Here is a 21,660-nt window from a genome sequence, read left to right as displayed (position 1 = left end):
TGAAGGAGATGAAAACACGGCGCATTCTTTGCTACATCCTGATTTTTCTTTTCTGCTCCATTGCAAGTGCACAAAATAAAGGTCCATCGGGTATAGAATTATGCAGTGAGGTTCATTCCTTCCTCAAAAAAAATGGCTTTTCACCTTATTCACAAAGTCTTGTAATTTCCGGTGAAAATACATTTCCTTATAATATTATCGTCACATTTCCCGCAGAACAGAACACTTCTCCCGAAAATTTACTTCTGGTTTTCTTTCAGGAAGATGTTCCGGATAATAAAGAGCTTATAAAGCAGTGTCTTAAAGAAATCAGGGAAGGAAAATACCCTTTTACCGTTACGGCGCTGTTTGCTTACGGTGAAAAGCAGAAATTTGAAAAACCAGATATGATTTACGGCACCAGGGTTTATCTTGAAAGTCTGAATACTAATCTTTCCTATAGTGCAGTCATTCTTGACCTTAAAAGCGAAGAAAATGAAATTGAAACAACAGCCTCTGGCCTTTCATCACCTCCACTGCTTATAAAAAACTCACTGAATCTATATAAAAACTATGGAATCGGCGATAAACTCCCTGTTTTTATATTAAGCCAGTCATCTTCTTATAAATTTATTTCCAGCCCTATTCTTGGAAGATTTTTTGATTATGAAATTCCAGCTATTAAACTGTCTCTTGGAGCAATTCCAAAAGAACAGAAAGATAAAACCGCCTGTGATGTCATTACTGATTTTGTAAATTTATTTTCAAACATCACAGATAACAGCTGGGAACATCACTTTTTAATTATCAGTCTTTTCGGGCACTATCATCTGATTTCCGAAAGAATGATTCTTCGCATTGTAACTCCTACTATTTTTATATGGATTATTTTTATTTTCCTGCTTATTTTTGTAAACCGGAGATTAAAAAAACATACCTGGTATACAGTTGGTGATATCTGGTGGTCCGTTCCACTCACCTATGTTGTTTTAGTAGTAGTTTTCTTTATATCAGGATATTTCTATAAAAATCTTTTCCCACATGCTTCTTATGCAGGAAAAATCTATGGTCAATTGATTCTTCAGATTATTGTTTCTCTGTTTATTATTCTTTCAATGTATCTGCTTATTTTAACCCGTAATTTTACTTTTAATGAGCGTTCAATTGATTATCTGCTGGTCATAAGCTGCTTTATCAATCAGTCAATCTTTATTCTTGCTGATATTTCACTTAGTCCGATTTTTATTGCTATCTGTCTGCTTTCGCTTCTGGCTTTGTACGTCAAAAACAATTATCTTCATATAGCAGTTTTTATTCTGATGATAGCTCCTCTTATTCCTTACTGTCACAGAATGATTACAGCCAGTAATCTGCGCGAACTTTCAGAATTTATTACCAGAAATCCAAAAGTAAATATTGTTATTCCGTTTGTATTATATCCTGTTTATATAGTTCTCTTCAGAATTATTGCATCTGTCCGTACAAACCGTCAGAAAATACGTTTTATGGCTATTTCTACAGCAATTGCCTTTATGCTTGTCAGTACAGCTCTTATCTTACTGGGTGTATTCCGAACTTCCAGCCTTAATAAACAGCAGATAACTCAACCTGATATCAGTATCAGCCCGCTTGGTAATGAACTTATCGAAATTTCAGTTAATGACAATATGATTTTTGAAGATACTATCCGTACACTGGATATAAATCTTAAAGAAAAATGCATTTTGTGTGATGTTCTGATTACAACAGAATATCTTAATCCGGTGCTTTATTCTGATAATGATTATTCTAATCCTTCATTAAATACAGTACGTTTCCGTATTCCGGATTATCCACCTGAAAAAATGACTTTCAGTTACGGAGCTGCAAAAACTCCTTGCAGAATTACTGTATCAGCAGTTATTGAAGGTACTGATGACGACAATTATTATTTTATCAGTAAATCTCTTGCGATTGGAGATATCTGATGCAGAATATCCTTCACTGGTATCTTCATGTAGATCTGGACGCTTTCTTTGCTTCTGTTGAGCAGCTTGATAATCCTGAATTAAGAGGAAAACCTGTAATTGTAGGCGGAAAACCAGAAGACCGGCGAAGTGTTGTTTCAACTGCATCTTATGAAGCACGGGCCTTTGGAGTTCATTCTGCAATGCCAACATTCCAGGCTTATAAGCTTTGTCCGCAGGGCATTTTTGTACATGGAAGAATGCACCGTTATGCAGAACTTTCCCATCAAATCATGAATATATTCCGTGATTATTCTCCGGATGTTGACCAGATGTCCATTGATGAAGCATTTGTAGACCTTACAGGAACAGAAAAGCTATTTGGTCCGCCGGAAGAAACAGCCAGAAAAATAAAAGCACGTGTAAAAGAAGAAACAGGACTTACAGTATCAATCGGACTTGCAACAACAAAATATCTTGCAAAAATTGCTTCGGGGCTTTCCAAACCGGACGGTTTTTATGTTATCAAGCCGGGAACAGAAGAAGCTTTTATGCTGAATCTTCCGCTTAATAAAGTCTGGGGACTTGGTCCAAAATCTCTTGAACTGATTCGAAGCAAAGGTTTAACTTCTACACGTGATATTTATGAAAGAGATTATAACTCTCTTGAATTTCTTTTCGGCAAAAACATGGCAGGCTTTCTGTATAACGTAGTCAGGGGCGGAGAAAAAGAATCCTTTTCACGAGAAGCAAAATCACATTCAATCAGTGCAGAAACAACCTTTCCATTTGATCTTACCGACATTTATACGATAGAAACCGAATTGCTTGAACTTGCTCACGGTGTATTTTTCCGACTGCTAAAGGAAGAAAGCTTTTCAAGAACAGCATTTGTAAAGATTCGTTATGATGATTTTTCTACTTCAACAGTCCAGGAAACAGTTGAACGGAATATCATTACTCTCGATTCCTTTTTTGAAATAATCAAAAGACTTTTTGAAAAACGCTATGAAAATGGCCGAGGCATAAGACTTCTTGGTGTAGGCTTTGAAAATATCACAAAAGAAGAAAAACCTTATCAGCAGGATTTATTTGATACCAATAATGACAAAAAAAAGCAGGCTGTTGAAAAAGCAATTCTGAATCTGTCTAAAAAACATCCGGAAATTAAAGTAAGTAAAGCAAGAACATTAAAGGCAGCTCTCCTTGCTTTTTTACTTGCTGCAGTTCCTTCTAAAATGCAGGCAGAACAGCCGGTATATCTTTTTGATTATGAATTAAATGATAATAATCATGTTGATTTTTCTGTAAGCGGACTTTGGAAAATGGAGTTTACAGGAGGTCTGGATATCACTTTTGGAAACGATACGCTTACAGCCTTTTCTCCTTCCGTACCGGTTTTTACTCAGGAAACTGATATTTCTGCACTTTTAATGCTTAATAATCACTGGTATTTTGAAGCAGCCTTTGCAGACGAATTTACAAAAAATACCTTTGCCTTTGGCTATAAAGGAGATGGCCTTATCCGTCACTTTCGTCTTGCAAACCGTGGAATAACAATGAATGAAGGCTATTCTGCAGAGCACTTTGGTTATTCACTCCGCGGAGGAAATAATCAGGCTCCGGGAATCTCACTTCAGCTTGTTTCTCCTTCAGAAAAAATAAAAGCAGATTTTCTTTTACGATATGATATGACAGAAACCAAAAGTCAGATTTATTACGGAATGAATAAGGTTTCTGATGTAAAAATCCGCGCAGAAGATTTTGCTTATGGACGGGAATTTCATTTCCCTTCAGAATCATCACAAAAGCTTTTTGAAATTCAAAACGTTTATCTTGAAGTAAAAGGCGGCTCTTATACAGATGATCGTGGAATAAAATACCGTAAACTCCGCACAGATGAATACAGTATTGTGCAGACAAGCGGCTCTGACAGTGAACCAAGACTTTATATTTCACAGGAAGCTGAAAGCGGTAAAAATGCAAACGGAGAAATTCCAAGTATTCTTATAACATTTTATTTTTCACAGAATGCTTCAGCAATAATTTCAGATGCAGGCAACTGGAACAATGAATCAAGTTTTCTCGGTCAGATTCAAAAAACTCTGGGAAACGGCGGTGAGTTTAAGCTTGAAGAATATGATTATGAAATGCTTACCGCCATTGAAGGAGAACCTGCCCTTATCATTCAAAACTATGAAGGTTTTTCTCCATTTCTCTGCCCTTCTATTTATAACAGAGGAACAAAAGATGCAGCAGATTTTCTTGTAATAGCAGATAAATCAGAAATGCCTGTTGCAAAATTTAAAGCCTTTGAAGCAGATGAACTTTATACAAGATTATATGAAAACTTTTTTGATACCAAACAGAGCAGCATAAGAGTAGCAAACAAGGAGACTCCGCAAAGTGTTTATCCGTTTGCAGAAGACTGTCCTGAAATATATCTGGGATTTCCCCAGAAAACCGACCTTGCAATCAGAGCCAGAACCTACAGCCCTGTAACAGAAATTCAGATTTCAAAAAAAGCAGCAGCTGGAACAGTACAGGTTTATAAAAACGGAAATCTTTTAACAGGAACAGTTTTTAATGAGAACACCGGAGTTGTTGAATTAAATCAGGCAGTTTCAGAAACAGACCAATTGTTAATAACCTGGCAGGAAGAGAACTCAGATTTTACAAGTGGAGCTGTATCTGTGGCTGCAGGCCTTAAAATTGATTTTTTTCCGGAGCTTACAGGAGATATAGCACTTACAACAAGAATTCCTGTTTATAAAAAAAATACATTTATAGAAAATGGAACTCAAAAAAGCAGCTTTACTGCACTTACAACCGGAATTACTTATGATAAAAACGGACTTATTCTTAAAGAAAAAGCCGCCATATCCTTATTAAATGACAACACTGCAGAAGGACTTTTACTTTACTCGTGGGAAGGTATCTGGGAAGATTATCAGGATGAAAAAGAAAGTTCTCCAGATGCCAAAATTCTGGAACCACAGAAAACTTCGTCAGTCAGCTTTACTGAACAGGATTTTTCAGCCTATCAAAACATCAATATAGAATTTGAATTCAAAAATGAAAATGCCACAGGTTTTACAGGGCCAATCCTTTTTATAATAGATCAGGATACAGGTACAAAAGATACAGGAGACACAGCAGTTTATCTTGAAATTAAAAATGCATATACACTACTTCAAGATAAAACTTCTCACACAATTAAAATTCAGACAGATGGAAAAGAAGTTCTTTTTGATGGAAATAAACTCTCAGAAGATATCTATACGCTGAAACTTACAAAGGAAATCATACCATCCAGAATCAGTATTGAAGCCGAAGGTATACCATCAGTTTCTGGCGAACAGCAGTTTTTTATAACTAAAGTCAGCTTTAATGATGCTCTAAATTATGGTACTGCAAGAAATTATATTTCTGCAGAATATAAAAAAGAAGGCAATCTGATTACAATAAAAGACTACGAACTTTTTAAGGATGTATATATTTCCGTAGAATCCGATCAGGGAAGCGGAAACTTTACAGAACCTGATCCATTTATCAGTATTAAAACAAAAGGAAGTGCAAACCTTAGCGGAGTAAAACTTTCTGCAGATGCAGCCGTACAGAATGTACTCGACAGCCCTAAATTCTCAGAAGCCGGTCATAGTATTAAAACAGACAATAATTTATTTATCTTTAAGCTTTTTTCAGTAGAAGATACATACCGCTACAGGCCTGCTGTAAATGAACTTAGAAAAGAAAACTCCTTTTCTATAGATTTTACACCTTTGAAGATTCCTGTAAAAACGGCCCTTAAAACTTCCGCGGTAGATTCAGCATATCAGGGAAAACAAAATGCAGAAATTACTGCTGCATATAATCAGAAAATTTCTGATTCTGAAATTGGAATCAATGCTAAACTTTCCGTCTCACAAAAAAATCCCGGTTCCACCCCTCTGGATGCCCTCGCCTCATACAGTAAAAGCTGGCTGAACATTTCCGCACTTGAATATTCACTGGGAAAAGAAAATGCAGTTCTCAGAAATACACTCTGGTCTGCAAATATTTCCGGCATAATTCCCATACAACTGAAAGACAGTCTTATTACATTAAAACCAAAGCTGATTTATGAACTGTCAGACACATATCAGCTGGAAATGCTGGAAAGTGAGGAAAACAATAATACCGTGTTTGCAGACAAAGAACACCTTGCACTTCATTTTCCGTTTACAAAAGATAAAAACTATATAAACTTTGAAATCTCAAGAACAGGCGGTGGAATTCAAAAAATTAAAAACGGCGGAAATTATAAAACAGATAATCAGCTGCTTTTTTCACTTCAAGATGAAAGATACTGGTTTTATACAAGCATTCCTTTTTATGAATTGTTCGATCAGAATCTGAAAGATAAACTTTCTTACGGCTCAAGTTATGCTGCAAAATATGAAGGAAACTTCCGCAGAAATCTTTATAATTCCAAAAAGGATTTATATATACCGTCAGCATTAACCCTAGCCCTTACCCGTGAAATCAGTATACAACAGCCGGTAAAAGATCTTTATCAGATTAAACTTGTTCTAACAAATAATTCTGTAAATAATTTTGGAAGAAACAGTTTAAATAAGACTTTCAACTGGTTTAATCAGGAAGAGCTTACAACCAGTATTTCCGCAATTATGAAAATCCCTGCTACAGACGCTTCAAACTTTAAGATAAATATACAGGCTTATGCACAGCTGCTTTTATTTATTTCAGAAAAAACAGTATTAAATGAACAGTTTAATTTCTCAATTGAAGATACAGCAAATTGGGATGTAAAGGATTCTCTTTCTTATTCAAGGCCTTCCAAGACAAGTCTTATAACAACTTTAGCGCAATATCTTGTTCCACAGGCAAAACAAACTGATTATTCGATTTCCCGAAAAGACAGTATTTCTGCAGAAATTGGAAAGAATGAAGATATTCTGAAGCAGACCTATTCAATCAATCATACAGTTGGAATTGATTTTCTTGATTACTACAATGTTTATGCAGGAATAGATGGCAAATTGATTTTAAACCAGAACCTGGCTCACAGATTTAATTTGAGCTTAACTCTTGGTGCAAAAGTCGAATTCTAGTTTTTTATTACAAACTTAATGATTATTGCAGAGGTGCAAAATATCCTGTTTCATCTCTTCCACTTCTGTTCAAAAGATAAACTTCTGATTCAAGAGGAAGATAATTTGTTCCAAAGTTTGTAGACATTGCAGATGTAAATGACAACTGATAGATTCCCTGAGGAAGTTCAATAATATCCTTTACAACATCACTTAAGCCCTGAGGACGGAAAACGTAATAAGTGTTTCCCGAAGTACTTTCAGCAACATATGAAAGTTCATCTCCCAGAGCCCCCTGGTCCAGCTGAATAACAGATAAAGAAATAGAATTGTTATTCATGTAAGAAGAAAGCTCTGCAAGATTATATTTTTCAAAGGTAAGAGAATTAGCCGCGCCTGCAGTAATCAAAACAATGCCTCGTTTTTTTGCTGCATTTATCAGATCATTAGAAGCAAGGCGTAAAGCAAGATCACAGGCAGCAGATTTAGTCTGCTTTGTTTTTAAGGCTTCGAGACTGAAATCCCCAAGCAAATCAGGTCTACCAACATATTCAACCGCAGGGATCGCTCCGGCCGCAACAATTCTCAGCGTACCAATTCCATTCATCGAGGCGGCGACCTCTTTTACACTGCTTTCGATCTCACGGGCATATTCAGCGGAATTAATTGAACGGTCAATAATAATTGTAATGTCGGCATCTGTGTTATTGGAAGCCGCGCCCAGAAGCTTAAGCTTTGAAACCGGCCGCATATTTTCTGTGAGATAAAAGTTTTCTTCCTGCAGACCAACTACAGGCTGACGATGTCTGTTTTCTACACGTAATTCAACAGTTACATTAGGGAACTTTGAAGCATCAATCTGTTCAATCTGAACAAATAAACCGCCGACAAGTTCCTGAACCTTAGACATTACATAAACTTCATTTGCAGTAAAATCAGTTACAATTACATTTCCATTTACATCCGGACTTGCAGAAGTTACTCGAGAAGGAGCATTACCAGTGCGTACATATTCAAAAATTGCACCTGAATCTGAATCAACAGAAACAACTCTGTTTGAATCACAGACAATAAGACTGCCGTTCCAGTATTTTATTGCTTCAGGCTTCTTAAAAGTTCCTTTTTCAACGAGTTCACGGATAAAGTTACCTGCACGGTCAAACTCATAAATACTTCCAGTCTGATCATCAGCAACAAAGACGCTCTCATCAATTACAGCAATTCCGGTAGGTCCTTTAAGCCCTGCAAAATCACCAGATTTTTTTCCAAAGAAAAATACAGGCTCTCCGTCTTTATCAAAAACATCAATGCGGCGGTTACCGTAATCAGTTACATAAATACGTTCCAGATAATCCTGAGCCAGATACAAAGGTCCTACAACCTGACCTGTTCCGCGCCCCTTAGAACCAATATATTTTTCAAAACGACCTTTAGGATTTAATAATGCCAGTCTGTCACCAGCCTGTTCACAAACCAGCAGATTTCCATCATGCAGGCGGATTATATCACTCGGACGGTCGAAACCATTTACAGGTCCTTCAATTCTGTTTACAACCTTACCATTCTGATTCAGAAGAATAACTTCATTTGTGTTATAGGCTGCAACCCACATTGTTCCGTCATAATTTGGCTGAACAGAAACCGGTCCGCTGAAAATCAGATTACCCTTAAACTCTCCTGGAAATGCTCCTGCTTCAGAAAAACGCATAAGCTTATCTGTAGAGTCTCCGGTAACACGACGTTCCCGTACAATTTCTATTTTATTTTCAAGAAGAAGTCCGCCATATCCGTTTTCGCTGGCATTATTCCAGTAACTTAAAGCAGAACCTTCAAGACCTGCCTTATAATATGCTTTTCCAAGCCAGTCCAGAATAAGGTTATCATCAGGAAGATATGCAAGTGCTTTTTCAAACTGAACGATTGCTTCATTAAAGGCTCCTTTATAGTAAGCCTGTACACCGCGCCTGAATTCCTCAGAAGCAAAACCTTCGTTACCGGTTCTTATTCTGTCTTCGGGTACACGGAATCCTGCATCATCAGTTGTTACCTGAGCAAATAGAGCTAATCCTGAGAATAAAACGGAAATGATTATAGCGGCACTTTTTTTCATCGGCTAATGACCTGCCTTAAGTCTTACAGACTTTATATGCTCTGTAATTTCTACATTCATTTTATCAATATCTTCAGCCTGCTGCAGATATTGAAGAGCATCTTTATATAATCCAAGCTTATAATATACCCAGCCAAGTGAATCCAGACATGCAGCTGATTTTGGAGCTGATTTTACTGCCTGCTTACAAAGAGAAAGAGCTCTTGTTAAATCCTTTTCCTGGCAGGCAAGAACATAGCCAAGTCCATTCAAAGATGAAACATTTTCAGGATCTTCTCTAAGAGATTTTTCATAGTAATTCAGACATCGCTCAGTATCATTCTGTTCCCATGCAACAAAAGCTATTGCTGCATATACAGAGGCTGTCATATAACCTGTTTCTAAAAGCTTATTCAATTCAAAATCTGCAAGACGCTTTCTGCCTGAAAGTGCATAAATTACAGCAAGAAGAAAACGACACTGAAGAGTTCTCTCTAAGTTACCGCCCGAAGTTACTACCTGTTCAAGAAACAAAAGGGCATCATCATAACGTTCAAGTTTAGTATAACAAAGACCAAGATAATAAGAGACTTCAATTTTATCTGCAGGTGAATCGGTTGGTAAGCCTAAGAAGAAAGCAAGAGCCTTATCGTATTTTTTTTGAGTATAAAGGACTTTACCTTCATTTAAAATATTATTGTTCTGCAATTTCCCCACCCTTTTACTTATTATACTATTTTACAACTTAAATTGCATACCGTCCACTATTTCTGTCGCTAAAGGGTCTGCATAAACCCTGGATATTGCAATAAAGCCCTCTTTTACTGCATAAGCATCGCAGTTTTCATTATGTTTAGGAACAGCTCCTCCTATAACATAAGAAACAGGCATTTCGCCATCTCCTTTTTCTACATGGAGTGAATCTCCATAATTACGGATACAAAGATCCTTACAATATTTTACGCCTTTATATGAATCCAGAGAGCCTGCATTTACATTTACAAAAATACGGGGAGGTTCAATGCTTGCAAGTGCAGCTAACTCCTTTAAGTTTTTTGCAGCAAAATCAGCAAGAGCTTCATATTTCATATTATTAACGTGTTCTTCATCCCAGATTTCCGGGTTAACACTTAATGCAATTGCAGGGACACCATTTAAAACTGCCTGACGAGCCGCGCCGCAGGTTCCTGAATATATGATGTCAGTTCCCATATTGGCGCCTTCATTTATGCCGGATATTACAAGGTCAAACTTAAAATCGAAAAAATCACTTATAAGCCCAAGACAGGCACAGTCTACTGGGAATCCGGAAATAGCCCATTGATTCTTTTTATGTTCTTTAATCGTATAACCTTTAAACATGGTTATATGATGAGAAACAGCAGAACGGTTTGAATCAGGGGCAATTACATAAACTTCGTTTTCGCTATCCTGAATCAGTCTGTTATAAAGAATCTGTATTCCCTTTGCCTGTATTCCGTCATCATTAGCAAGAAGAATCTTCATAAACTATTACCTGCTAATCCCGAACGATTGAAGCACCATCTGCTGGTTCAACTTCATATACATCCGGATGGAAACCGAAAATCTTTTCAAATTCAGTAATCTTTGCCTTAAAGTTTTCTACGTCGCCTTCACGCATGATTGCATAAAGGCAGCGTCCAAAGCCTTTTCCTGTAATACGACCGCAGGTTACCGGGTTACGAACAAAGTCCAGATTAGGTTCAAGTTCATTTACGCGCTTCAAAATCCAGTCAATTTCAGGACATGAAATATTAAACATATCGCGCATTGTTTCATGGCTGTGGTTTACTGAGCGTGCAAACTTAAAGAAGTCGCCTTTTTCAATTCCTTCACGGGCATCAAGAATATCATTATGCTCATAAAGAACAGAAAGCAGCTTGCGTCTTACGTCTTCACTTACAACTGAAAGCTGTTCATTGATATCTGTAACATCATCAATGTAGCGCCAGCCACCATAAACATTAGGCTTACGCTCCCTCATATCACCCATAATAAGCGCATACTGAGGTTCATGGAGTGTTTCTTCATTCCAGACTGAAACACGAGGTACCTTTGTATCAACAAGAAGAACCTTTTTATCTTCAAAATTGAAAGGAACATAGTCCCAGGTGTTTTTGAAGTGATCTGTAATTATGATATTGTTTTTCTTGGAAAAAAGTGCTGCAAAGTTATCTGCAATGTAGTTGTTATTCTGAAGGAAACGGCGGTTACCGCGTTCAATGACTTGAAGGAGCTCTGAATCTGAGCAGTTAAGATTAAAAAGATGTTTGATTGCAACGGCTGTTGCGGCTTTTGCAGCTGTCGTTATTCCGAAGCCGGCAGAAGGAATTATTTCGCTGTAGATAGTGATATTCATACCGCCCAGCGAAAAACCACCGGAAGTAAAACCGTAGACAACTGCTTTTGCCGCATTAGCCCACCGGTCTTCCTTCTTAAGCTTTAAGGACGTTATGCTTGCTTTTTTCCTTTCATTAAGCTGATGGAAGTAGAACTTAATGGAAGTATCATCTCGTTTCGAAATTGCAACATAGACGGGCAGATTTACTGCCATCGACATTGTTTTATCTTTGAAGAACCAGGAATGTTCACCTATCAGATGAAATCGGCCTGGCGCTTTTGCAACGGCGTCGGGTTTAGTGCCATACTCCAATTCGTGTGCATCATTAACTGCTTTCATTTATTGGACCCTCCCTTTATTAATTCCCCTATTTTTACTTGAAATATTTCAATGTATATTGTTAAAATAATAATATAATGGAATTGATTTTACAAGTTATTTTTTCTTCAGTTTTCTCTGGATTGATGTTATCAGCAGCTATACCTAACGAATTCTACCTTTTCGGCTGTCCTGTATACACACTTCTGGCTTTCATTCCATTATATCTGATTTACAACAAAATCAAGGATTTCAAAACTGCCTTTCTGGCCTTCTTTATTCAAACGCTTACTACACATCTGATTTCAAGCTTCTGGCTGGCCTATTTTAAGGATTTTGCAATCTTTACACTGGGGGCATCTGCTTTGGGAACTGCCGTTATCGGCGGTGCATTCGGACTTTTTTTCTACATTCCCTATTATACTTCTAATTGTCAGAACAAACTGAATGAATATTCACTGGAAAACTACGCCAATCACGGATATTTATTCCGTATTGTCAGAAATACACCTCTGTTCCGTATTTTGTACTTTGCCAGTATTTATACTCTGTATGAATGGGCAAAATCGGTAGGTTTTCTTGGATATCCATGGGGAACGGTTTCTTCTGCAATGTATAAGTGGCCGATTATAATGCAGACGGCCTCTATTACGGGAACTTACGGCATTACGTTCATGACTGTCCTGTTTAATGCGATTGCAGCAGAAGCCTTTATGCTTTATTACGGAGATTCTTCACTGAATAAGGAAAAAGCCGCCCAAACCTTACAAGTTGCAAAGCTTTTTGGAGCGCTTTTACTGCTCATGCTGATTCATGGAATTATTCAGTATGACTTACCTAGAAAACCTGTCAAAGAGCTTACAGCAATTACTGTGCAGCAAAACAGTGACCCCTGGAAGGAAGAGTCCGATAAAAGCTCTATTCTGAACTCACAAAGACTGACTAAAGACAAAATTGCTGAACTTGAACTTCAGGGGCGTAAGGCTGATCTTGTTGTCTGGAGTGAAGGTTGTCTCCAGAGGGCTTTCCCTGCTTCGGAAAAATATTATTCCTGGTATCCTTCGGAAAAACCGCTTGCAGATTTTGTAAAAGAAATAAATGTTCCATGCATTTTCGGTGGATCTGTTGTAAAAACTCAGAAAATTACTGAGCGGGGTAAGCAGCGCGAACGCAAGGAATATTATAATTCGGCGCTGCTTTATGACGCGGACGGTCATTACCGTGGATATTATGCTAAAAACCATCTGGTTCCTTTTGCAGAGGTGCTTCCTTTTATGGAATTTCCTCCAGTTCATGCTTTTATGCAGAAAGTAGTTGGTATTTCTGCAGGATGGACACCGGGAAATCAGTACGTATATTTTGATGTTCCATGTCGAATTACACAAAACTTTAAGTTACCGGCTGTAAAAGATATTGATTTGACAAAATCTTATGAACAGCAGCATCTTGAAGAAAACAAGCCTTATACAACACGGATTGCCTGTCCTATATGTTTTGATGATGCTTTTACAGATATCATGCGTCCGCTATTTTTGAATGGAACAGAACTCTTTATTAACATTACAGACGATTCATGGTCTCGAAAGGATTCAAGCGAATTACAACACTTTGTAATTGCTTCCTACAGGGCTATTGAATACCGGACAACTCTCGTACGCTCTTCAAATGCAGGCTATTCTGTAGTTGTTGACCCTTCGGGAAAAATTATTGCAGACCTTCCTCTTTTTGAAGATGCCGCACTTTCCTGTGATATTCCGGTTTATAAACGTACAATGACAACTTATGCAAGATTCGGAAACTGGCTTCCTTATCTTTGTATTATCATTTTCTTCAGCTGTGCTATATGGTCATATTTTGATTTTGTGCCTTATGATTATATTCCAAGCGAAAGAAAATCCAAAAAAGACAAGAAAAAAAAGAAAAAGAATTCTAAAAATAAAAAATAGTCAATAGCATCGGCCTGTTTTTTCGAGACAAGCATAAAAAAAATATTTGTCAAGCAAAAAAGTTTAAAATAAATTCACGAATTTTTCAAAAATTCTCTTGTCTATCCATATCTAGTGTACTATGATGTTATTATCAAAACAAAGACGCTAGAAAACAAAAACGTGAGAGGAAACAATGCGCTGCCCCTATTGTGGTAACATTGAGGACAAAGTCCTTGAGTCAAGAACAATGGTAAATGGAGAAAGCATCAGAAGAAGACGTGAATGTCTCTCCTGCGGCTATCGTTTTACCAGCTATGAACGTATTGACGAAAAGCCTTTTATGGTTATTAAACGCGACGACCGCCGCCAGCCTTTTGACCGCAAAAAGCTCGAAAAAGGTATTGAGCGTGCTCTTGAAAAAAGACCTGTCGCAACTTCCATGGTGGAACAGCTTTCCAATGACATTGAAGATCTCGCAATTAAAAAAGGTCGTGAAAACCGCGAAATTTCTACGTCCGAGCTGGGAGAGCTTGTGCTTGAAAAATTATACGACATAGACAAAGTTGCATACATCCGATTCGCATCCGTCTACCGGCATTTTGAAAATCTGGATGAATTCATTACTGAAGTAAAGAACATAGAAAAGAGGGGAAAATCAAATGAGTGATCAATCAATCTTTCCAGAATGGAGAAGCTTCCTTGGATCAAGCTCCGACTCCGAGACGAAAGGCTTCCTGAAATCTGTAGTAAAGCGTTCTGGTGAAATCGCTGACTACGACAGAAACAAAATCGAAGCTGCTATCGGCAAGGCTATTGAAGCTGTAGAAAAGCGTAAGGATCCGGATCGTGCAGCATCTCTTACCGACATGGTTGAAGAAAAACTTAGAATTCAGCTTGCCGGCAACAGAGCACATTCCATTCCTGCTATCGAAGAGATTCAGGACATCGTAGAAAGCGTTCTCATCGAGCACAAGGAAGTAGAAGTAGCTAAGGCTTATATTCTCTACCGTGCACGCCATGAAGCTATGCGCGATGCTAAGAGTCTTATGATTGATATCAACAAGACTATGGACGGCTACCTTGCACAGAGTGACTGGCGCGTAAATGAAAACGCAAACGTTAACTTCTCTCTTGGTGGACTTATTCTCCATAACTCAGGAACTATTACAGCTAACTACTGGCTCAATAATATTTATTCTAAGGAAATCGCAGAGGCACATAAAACTGCAGCATTCCACATTCATGACCTTTCAATGTTCTCAGGTTATTGTGCAGGATGGTCTCTCCGTCAGTTAATCGTAGAAGGTCTTGGTGGTGTACCAGATAAAATTACATCAACACCAGCAACTCACCTTTCTACACTCGTAAACCAGATTGTAAACTTCCTTGGAATCATGCAGAACGAATGGGCTGGTGCACAGGCTTTCTCTTCTTTCGATACTTACCTTGCTCCATTTATTCGTGCTGACCACCTTACAGAAAAACAGGTTCGTCAGTGCATTCAGAGTTACATTTACGGTGTAAACACTCCTAGCCGCTGGGGTTCACAGGCTCCATTTACAAACATCACACTCGACTGGGTATGTCCTGATGACCTTAAAAACAAGAAAGCTATCGTAGGCGGAAAGGAACAGGACTTCACTTATGGTGACTGTCAGAAAGAAATGGATATTCTCAACAAGGTATTCATTGAACTTATGATTGAAGGTGATGCTAACGGCCGTGGATTTGCTTACCCTATCCCAACCTACAACATCACACGTGACTTTGACTGGAATTCAGAAAATGCAAAACTTCTGTTTACAATGACTGCACAGTATGGAACTCCAAACTTCCAGAACTTTGTAAATTCAGATTTGAACCCAAGCGATGTACGCTCTATGTGCTGTCGTCTCCAGCTTGATAAGCGCGAACTCCGCCGCCGTGGTGGTGGTCTGTTCGGTGCAGACGAATTCACAGGATCTATCGGTGTAGTAACAATCAATATGCCACAGATCGGCTACCTCGCTAAAAATGAAGAAGAATTCTATAAGCGTCTTGATTACCTTATGGAACTTGCAAAGGAAAGCCTCTGCACAAAACGTAAGGTTATTCAGAAGCTTTATGATGGCGGACTTTTCCCATACACAAGACGTTACCTCAAAACTCTTGTTAATCACTTCAACACAATCGGTTTGTGCGGTATGAACGAATGTTGTATGAACTTCCTTGGAGTTCCTATTACAGATCCTAAGGGAAAAGCATTTGCAGAAAAGGTATTGCAGCACATGAGAGAGAGAATGCAGGACTTCCAGGAAGAAACAGGAGACCTCTTCAACCTAGAAGCAACACCTGCAGAGTCTACTTCTTACCGTCTCGCAAGACACGACAAGGAGCAGTTCCCTGATATCATCACAAGCGGCAATAATGAACCGTTCTATACAAACTCTTCACAGCTGCCTGTTGATTACACTGCCGATGTATTTGAAGCACTCGACCATCAGGAACCACTTCAAACTAAGTATACAGGCGGAACAATGTTCCACGTATTCATGGGTGAAGCACTTAAAGACTGGAAATCATGCGCAGACCTTGTACGCACAATCGCAAGCAAGTACCGCATTCCATTCTTTACAATTTCCCCAACCTACTCTATCTGTAAGGTTCACGGCTATCTCATTGGACAGCAGTTCGAATGTCCTAAGTGTAAGGCCGAGAAGGAAAAGGCTCTTAAGGAAAAACTTAAGGCTCTTGAAGCAGAAAAAGAGAAGGTTCTTGCAGAAAAGAACTAAAAAAGTACTGCCAACATTAAAGATTTTAAGGTACTTTGCCGAGAATTCTAGTGTTGGTTATATTGACAAAACGCACATTCCACACTACATTTAGTGTGGGTGTGAAAAATTACAATAATTTTGGGAGGAGAAAAAGATTATGGAAAAAAGAACACTTGCACAGATTGAAGCAGAAATTGAAGAGACAAAGGCAGCTCTCAATGATGTTCATGGAACCGAGACAGAGGTTTACGCACGTATCGTAGGTTACTACCGTGCTGTAAAACATTGGAACAAAGGTAAGCGCGACGAATTTGACCAGAGAAAAATGTTCTCTCTCGAAGCCAGCAAAGAATATGATATTACAGCTGCAGACTGTATTTGCGAAGCAAAGGCTCCTGCTAAGATGTCTGCTGTAGATACAACAAAAGAATTGAATAGCGTTACATACGAGATGTATACAAGAAAGACTTGTCCTAACTGCCCACCAGTAAAAGACTTTATGGCTGATCTTGATATGCCAGGACGTTCAATTGACGTTGATACAAAAGAAGGTCTTGCTGAAGCAGCAAAGAAAGGTGTATTCGCATCTCCTACTGTAATCTTCTACAACGAAGCTGGTGTTGAAACAGCTCGCTGCCACAGCGTTGAAGAACTTGAAGCTGTATTCAGCAAGGTAGCAGTTTCTGCATAATGTCAGAACTTGACCTTAATAAACCTGCAGGCGTACTTGTAAAAACTACTTGTGTAGATTTTCCTGGACGTGTTGCAGGTTCTTTTTTTCTAAAAGGCTGTAATATCCGCTGCCCGTACTGCTACAACATCGGGCTTGTACTAGAAGATTCTGCTTATGATTCAGAGCCTCTCAGTACTGTTGCAGAGCTTTTTGCTCATCTCGAAAAACGACAGGGCATCTTAAGCGGATTGGTTATCAGTGGCGGAGAACCTATCTTAAATCCGTATACACCAGTCATAATCAAAAAAGCCCGCGAACTGGGATATAAAATCAAAATAGATACAAATGGAACTCTGCCGGAAAAACTCCGCGCCCTTGTAGAAAATCCTGAGCTTCGCCCGGACTTTATTGCAATGGATATAAAGACAACTCCTTCACGCTATGCAACTTTAATCTGTGGCGATAAATCACCGTTCTTTGGTAAATCTGATTATTTCGAAAAGGTACTATGCGAGAGCGCAGAAATTGTTGCAGACTACCCTGCTGACTGCCGCGAATGGCGTACAGTACTCGTGCCGGGGCTTGTTACAAAAGATGATATAACAGAAATGGCAAAACTGCTGCCGCAAGATGCAAGCTGGCAGTTTGCGCAGTTTATGAATTCGAACTGCCTCGACCCTGCATATAATGACATTTATCCTTATACAGATGCTGAAGCAGATGAAATCGTAGAATATGCTAAATCATTAATAAAAGGCAGTTCACTTCGCTAGCGTGTTCGTGATGCTGAACTTGTTTCAGCATCTATTACATTACGCGGGCAAATTCTTTTACAATCTGAGGAATCAGGGTTTCAACTTTTCCGTTACAACTCATGCCGCTGGCGTTTTTGTGACCGCCGCCTCCGAACTTAGCTGCAACTGCTGAAACATCAATCTTATCCTGAGAACGGAAGCCGCCTGTACAGGTTGTCGGAGTATCCTGTCGTAAAAATACTACGGCCTCTACACCTTTTGCAGACAGCATAAGCTGATACAAAGAATCTGAATCACGACCTTCCAAGCCCCATTTCTTTGTATCTTCAAGAGTTTCATAAGTAACTACAAGGCGGCCGTCAAGGTAACGCTCAGCACGTCCAAGAAGAACTCCAAGCAGTTTACGGGTTGAATATGGTTTTCCGGAATTGATTTCTCTATAAGTTGTTCTAGGATCTGCCCCATCAGCAACAAGACGGCTTACAGCGGCAAAGACTTCTGCAGAGTTATCTGTCAGAAAGCGGAAAAAGCCTGTATCCGTACAAATACCAAAGAATAGGATTTTGGCAAGTTCTGAAGGAACAGGGCCTATTAACGCTTCATAAAACAGTTGTACAAGAAAAGCACAGGCCGGAGCTTCAGCTTTTACATAACCTTTTATTTCCTCGCCGAGTTCGCTTGTCTTGTGATGATCAATTACAAAAGTATCAAAACCTTTCAAATCCCCGTCTATATCTCCAAGACGGATAATCTCAGAACAGTCAGCAATAAAAAGCCCTGTAGACTTTCGTTCACTTTCGTCCTGAAATTCCATAGTATCAGAAAACTTTTCCTGCCAGCGGATTACTTCATTTCTCTTAAAAGGACCTGCAGAAAGCAGCTGATATGGTTTACCAAAATAATCAAGAATTGCAGCAAGGCCAAGACAGGAAGTAATACAATCTCCATCCGGTTCTTTATGACCGATTATAAAAAAGAAATTATGATTTTCTATAAAGTCCCTGATTTCCTGGACCTTTTCCTGAGATAATTCAAACATAAAACACCTGTGAAAGCAAAAAAAAAGAGGGTCTCAAAACCCTCTTTTATAATACCGTATTTTTGCTTAAAATTCCAAGTCTTCCAGAGTATCTTTATCGGCACCCTCAAGATTCTTTCTTGAATCAACCATACCCCAGATTGAATTATTTTTATCCATTGGAATAGAAAGAATTACACGCTTAAACTCTCCGTTATCCTTAACAACAGTCATGTAAGAACCAAGAGCAGTTTTTACAGATCTGAATTTAAGTTTTCTGGGAGTCTCTGGATTTCCGTGAGCCCAATTCTTTGGAAGAATTACATTTCCAACTCCAGTTCTATTTTTCTGATAAATTACAACATAACCATCTTTTCCTTCAAGAATTTTAAGAACCGGAACATTTACATAAGAAATATCTGTCCATTTACCTTCTGTGCGAGCTGGAGCAGATGCGCTGCTATTTGTATCTGCAAAGATTGCTGCAGAGAACACAGCAAAAAGAGCAAGAATCATCAAAATCTTTTTCATAATTACTCCTTTATCTAAGTCGTAATATTTATTATAAACCGATTATTTTATTTTAACAACTTTTTTATTTGATTTGTGATAAAAATGAATTTCATTAAAATATTAAACGGATTAACAAAATATTAAAAGGATTAACAGATTAACTAATGATAGCCAGGAAAAACTAATGAGTATAAAAAAAATCCAGTGAGCAAATCACTGGATTTTAGTAGCGACTAATGGGATTGAACCATTGACATCACGGATATGAGCCGTGTGCTCTACCAACTGAGCTAAGTCGCCAAACGATGTTGCTATATTATCATTTTGCAGTATTCAGGTCAAGTATCCAGGGCTATAAAATGGCATTTTTTCTGATTTATTATTCTTTTCTTTCAGTTGGCACATAAATTGCAATAATATCCTCACCAGAATAAACATTTTCGTAAGATGTTTATTCTGAATAAAAAATACTAAGAGGTAAAAAAATGAAGACCCACGAACTGAACCTGCTGGTAGAAAACCTGCGTACCGGCAAAATGAGCGAGAAAGAAGTTATCGACAAGATAGCTGTCTTTGTAATCAAAAATTATCCTATCTATGGACTTCATAAATATGATGAAGATTTCAGACAGGATATTCTTCTAGGACTGCTGGAAAGAGGTCCACATCTGCTTCACCTGTTTAATCCCAATTATGGTGATTTCTTTACATTTCTTTACTGTTATATCTGCACACTAATCAATTCAAAATTAAAAACCTGTGCTCAGAATTCAATCAGGGAAAAACTGAATTTTGAAGAATGTGTTCAACAGTACGAAGAAAAAGAAATAAAATACCACAGGATTAACTATCAGAACTTTGAAGTCCCTAAAATTCCTTTTAACTGGAAAAAGCTTTCTACAGAAGAATTTCAGCGTGCAATAAAAGATTTATCTCTTCACAGCGAAGAAAAGAAAGTCTTAATTCTTGCATTAAAATCATCTTATTATCTTACTGATAAGCAGATTCACAGAATCTGTAATATGTATGGCATTGATTCAGAACAGTTCTATCAAATGATTCAATACTGTAAGGAAACTCTTGATTTTAAGCGTTCCAGACTTGAAAAGGAACATCAGAAAAGAAACTTTGCCTATTATCATCATAAAAGATACAGGCATATCATCAAAAAATATCAGGAAGATGATTTTTTTGATAATAAATATTTCATTAAAGACCTTTACATCTACAGAGAACGAAAACATAAAAACAGCATGGTCAGGCTTAATACTGCTTTTCAAAAAGGTTATCTGTATTTAAGGACAACAAATAAAACCGTTGCCAATGTAATGGGACTCAGTGAAAGACAGGTAAATTACTATATGAGAAGTGTCAGAAACGAATATAAAAATCAGGAAGATTTACCTGAGAAATCAACCTCTTCTGACACAGAAATCCAGATTGCTGAAAAAGAGTGATAATTGTTTAGAACAATAATTTTCATTATATTGTAATAATGAAAATTTACTTAGCAACTGGAAATAAAAATAAGAAAAAAGAAATGTGTGAACTTTTACCGGAACACACAATTCTTATCCCTTCTGATGAAGGAATTGAATTTGATCCTGATGAAACAGGAACAACCTTCTATGAGAATAGTCTGATTAAGGCTCGTACCCTTTATGATATTGTACACTGCCCTGTAATTGCAGACGATTCAGGAATTTGCGTGGATGCTTTGGGTGGAGCACCAGGCATTTTCTCTTCACGTTACGCCGGTCCGGACTTTATGCACGGAAAACCAGACGGAACAAAAATCTCACAGGAAGAACAGAATATCTTCCTTATTCAGCAGACAAACGAAGCCATTAAAAACGGAAATCTCCCGAAAGGTGCATATCTCCACGGAGAACGCAGCTGCCACTATACCTGCGCAATGGTAATGTACTGCGGTACAGACCGCCTCTTTGTTGCCCAGGAAACCTTTGAAGGCACCCTAATCGACGACATAAGCAAACAGGCTGGCAACGGCGGCTTTGGATATGATCCTATCGTTTTCCTTCCAGAGTTCAATAAAACTGTTGCCGAACTAACCGCCAACGAAAAGAACGCTATTTCTCACCGCGGCAAAGCCGTAAGAGCCCTCAAACGAATAATTGATCAAATGTAATTTAATTAAATTACGTAAATTATTTTTTGAATGCCGTAAGCAAAAAATACCCTAAAAAAATTCTGCACAAGCGAAGCGCGGAAG

At 38.1% G+C, this 21,660-nt stretch carries 15 protein-coding genes and 1 tRNA gene; 9 read left to right on the top strand and 7 right to left on the bottom strand.

From position 1 onward, the window contains the following. The first annotated feature begins 8 nt into the window (after positions 1-8). Complete coding sequence (locus tag AABJ44_RS06490; protein WP_338371080.1) at positions 9-1,946, top strand: hypothetical protein; 1,938 nt, start codon at positions 9-11, stop codon at positions 1,944-1,946. Beyond that, on the top strand, positions 1,946-7,039 hold the full coding sequence (dinB, locus tag AABJ44_RS06485) for a DNA polymerase IV (RefSeq protein ID WP_338371078.1): 5,094 nt from the start codon (positions 1,946-1,948) through the stop codon (positions 7,037-7,039). The genes AABJ44_RS06490 and dinB overlap by 1 nt, the downstream gene beginning before the upstream one ends. Before the next feature lie 22 nt (positions 7,040-7,061). Here the strand turns inward: dinB and AABJ44_RS06480 are convergent, their stop codons facing one another. Genes AABJ44_RS06480 through AABJ44_RS06465 form a run of 4 tightly spaced genes read right to left on the bottom strand, consistent with a single transcriptional unit; the run spans position 7,062 to position 11,808 of the window. Continuing rightward, a complete protein-coding gene (locus tag AABJ44_RS06480; protein WP_338371077.1) occupies positions 7,062-9,128 on the bottom strand; it encodes a hypothetical protein in 2,067 nt (688 codons plus the stop codon). 3 nt (positions 9,129-9,131) lie between these two features. After that, positions 9,132-9,824, bottom strand: coding sequence for a tetratricopeptide repeat protein (locus AABJ44_RS06475; protein ID WP_422100124.1), 693 nt, complete (start codon positions 9,822-9,824; stop codon positions 9,132-9,134). Between the two features lie 21 nt (positions 9,825-9,845). Beyond that, positions 9,846-10,613 (bottom strand): 5'/3'-nucleotidase SurE, encoded by a 768-nt coding sequence (gene surE / locus AABJ44_RS06470; protein ID WP_074644787.1) that lies wholly within the window; start codon positions 10,611-10,613, stop codon positions 9,846-9,848. Positions 10,614-10,626: 13 nt separating this feature from the next. Continuing rightward, a complete protein-coding gene (locus tag AABJ44_RS06465; protein WP_074644789.1) occupies positions 10,627-11,808 on the bottom strand; it encodes a galactokinase in 1,182 nt (393 codons plus the stop codon). 77 nt (positions 11,809-11,885) lie between these two features. Between AABJ44_RS06465 and lnt the strand changes: the two genes are divergently transcribed. The 5 genes from lnt to AABJ44_RS06440 all read left to right on the top strand — a co-directional run bounded on the left by lnt (position 11,886) and on the right by AABJ44_RS06440 (position 17,914). Next, positions 11,886-13,733 carry an apolipoprotein N-acyltransferase gene (gene lnt / locus AABJ44_RS06460; protein ID WP_338371075.1) on the top strand — a complete coding sequence of 616 codons (1,848 nt, stop codon included), beginning with the start codon at positions 11,886-11,888 and terminating at the stop codon, positions 13,731-13,733. Positions 13,734-13,908: 175 nt separating this feature from the next. Beyond that, the gene (gene nrdR, locus AABJ44_RS06455; protein ID WP_074644792.1) at positions 13,909-14,382 is read left to right on the top strand and encodes a transcriptional regulator NrdR; all 474 of its coding nucleotides are present in this window, start codon (positions 13,909-13,911) and stop codon (positions 14,380-14,382) included. After that, on the top strand, positions 14,375-16,486 hold the full coding sequence (locus AABJ44_RS06450; RefSeq protein WP_074644794.1) for a ribonucleoside triphosphate reductase: 2,112 nt from the start codon (positions 14,375-14,377) through the stop codon (positions 16,484-16,486). The genes nrdR and AABJ44_RS06450 overlap by 8 nt, the downstream gene beginning before the upstream one ends. Positions 16,487-16,625: 139 nt before the next feature. Continuing rightward, the gene (locus AABJ44_RS06445; RefSeq protein ID WP_074644795.1) at positions 16,626-17,159 is read left to right on the top strand and encodes a glutaredoxin family protein; all 534 of its coding nucleotides are present in this window, start codon (positions 16,626-16,628) and stop codon (positions 17,157-17,159) included. Continuing rightward, positions 17,159-17,914, top strand: coding sequence for a radical SAM protein (locus AABJ44_RS06440; protein WP_338371074.1), 756 nt, complete (start codon positions 17,159-17,161; stop codon positions 17,912-17,914). Before AABJ44_RS06445 ends, AABJ44_RS06440 begins: the two co-directional genes overlap by 1 nt. Before the next feature lie 34 nt (positions 17,915-17,948). Here AABJ44_RS06440 and AABJ44_RS06435 read toward each other — a convergent pair whose 3' ends face one another. From AABJ44_RS06435 to AABJ44_RS06425, 3 genes are all read right to left on the bottom strand, one after another. Then, positions 17,949-18,935, bottom strand: a complete 987-nt coding sequence (locus AABJ44_RS06435) for a DHH family phosphoesterase (RefSeq protein ID WP_338371073.1) — start codon at positions 18,933-18,935, stop codon at positions 17,949-17,951. Between the two features lie 66 nt (positions 18,936-19,001). Beyond that, the gene (locus AABJ44_RS06430; protein ID WP_074644801.1) at positions 19,002-19,445 is read right to left on the bottom strand and encodes a hypothetical protein; all 444 of its coding nucleotides are present in this window, start codon (positions 19,443-19,445) and stop codon (positions 19,002-19,004) included. A 209-nt stretch (positions 19,446-19,654) separates the two neighbouring features. Then, a tRNA-Met gene (locus AABJ44_RS06425) sits at positions 19,655-19,727 on the bottom strand. A 185-nt stretch (positions 19,728-19,912) separates the two neighbouring features. On the opposite strand from AABJ44_RS06425, the gene AABJ44_RS06420 reads away from it, so the two are divergent. Further along, entirely contained in the window at positions 19,913-20,884 is a 972-nt protein-coding gene (locus tag AABJ44_RS06420; RefSeq protein WP_338371072.1) for a hypothetical protein, read from the top strand. A gap of 38 nt (positions 20,885-20,922) precedes the next feature. Then, positions 20,923-21,576: a non-canonical purine NTP pyrophosphatase gene (locus AABJ44_RS06415; protein ID WP_338371071.1), complete on the top strand. Its 654-nt coding sequence runs from the start codon at positions 20,923-20,925 to the stop codon at positions 21,574-21,576. The last annotated feature ends 84 nt before the right edge of the window (positions 21,577-21,660 follow it).

Source organism: Treponema bryantii (genome assembly GCF_036492245.1).
GTDB lineage: Bacteria > Spirochaetota > Spirochaetia > Treponematales > Treponemataceae > Treponema_D > Treponema_D bryantii_C.
The sequence above is the reverse complement of the archived record's forward strand: the minus strand, read 5'-3'. Positions and strand labels throughout refer to the sequence as shown.

What these genes read in the sequence shown, in the direction of transcription:
- AABJ44_RS06490 (WP_338371080.1), top strand. Translation starts at nt 9, where the DNA reads ATGAAAACACGGCGCATTCTTTGCTACATCCTGATTTTTCTTTTCTGC.
- dinB (WP_338371078.1), top strand. Translation starts at nt 1,946, where the DNA reads ATGCAGAATATCCTTCACTGGTATCTTCATGTAGATCTGGACGCTTTC.
- AABJ44_RS06480 (WP_338371077.1), bottom strand. Translation starts at nt 9,128, where the DNA reads ATGAAAAAAAGTGCCGCTATAATCATTTCCGTTTTATTCTCAGGATTA.
- surE (WP_074644787.1), bottom strand. Translation starts at nt 10,613, where the DNA reads ATGAAGATTCTTCTTGCTAATGATGACGGAATACAGGCAAAGGGAATA.
- AABJ44_RS06465 (WP_074644789.1), bottom strand. Translation starts at nt 11,808, where the DNA reads ATGAAAGCAGTTAATGATGCACACGAATTGGAGTATGGCACTAAACCC.
- lnt (WP_338371075.1), top strand. Translation starts at nt 11,886, where the DNA reads ATGGAATTGATTTTACAAGTTATTTTTTCTTCAGTTTTCTCTGGATTG.
- nrdR (WP_074644792.1), top strand. Translation starts at nt 13,909, where the DNA reads ATGCGCTGCCCCTATTGTGGTAACATTGAGGACAAAGTCCTTGAGTCA.
- AABJ44_RS06450 (WP_074644794.1), top strand. Translation starts at nt 14,375, where the DNA reads ATGAGTGATCAATCAATCTTTCCAGAATGGAGAAGCTTCCTTGGATCA.
- AABJ44_RS06445 (WP_074644795.1), top strand. Translation starts at nt 16,626, where the DNA reads ATGGAAAAAAGAACACTTGCACAGATTGAAGCAGAAATTGAAGAGACA.
- AABJ44_RS06440 (WP_338371074.1), top strand. Translation starts at nt 17,159, where the DNA reads ATGTCAGAACTTGACCTTAATAAACCTGCAGGCGTACTTGTAAAAACT.
- AABJ44_RS06435 (WP_338371073.1), bottom strand. Translation starts at nt 18,935, where the DNA reads ATGTTTGAATTATCTCAGGAAAAGGTCCAGGAAATCAGGGACTTTATA.
- AABJ44_RS06430 (WP_074644801.1), bottom strand. Translation starts at nt 19,445, where the DNA reads ATGAAAAAGATTTTGATGATTCTTGCTCTTTTTGCTGTGTTCTCTGCA.
- AABJ44_RS06420 (WP_338371072.1), top strand. Translation starts at nt 19,913, where the DNA reads ATGAAGACCCACGAACTGAACCTGCTGGTAGAAAACCTGCGTACCGGC.
- AABJ44_RS06415 (WP_338371071.1), top strand. Translation starts at nt 20,923, where the DNA reads ATGAAAATTTACTTAGCAACTGGAAATAAAAATAAGAAAAAAGAAATG.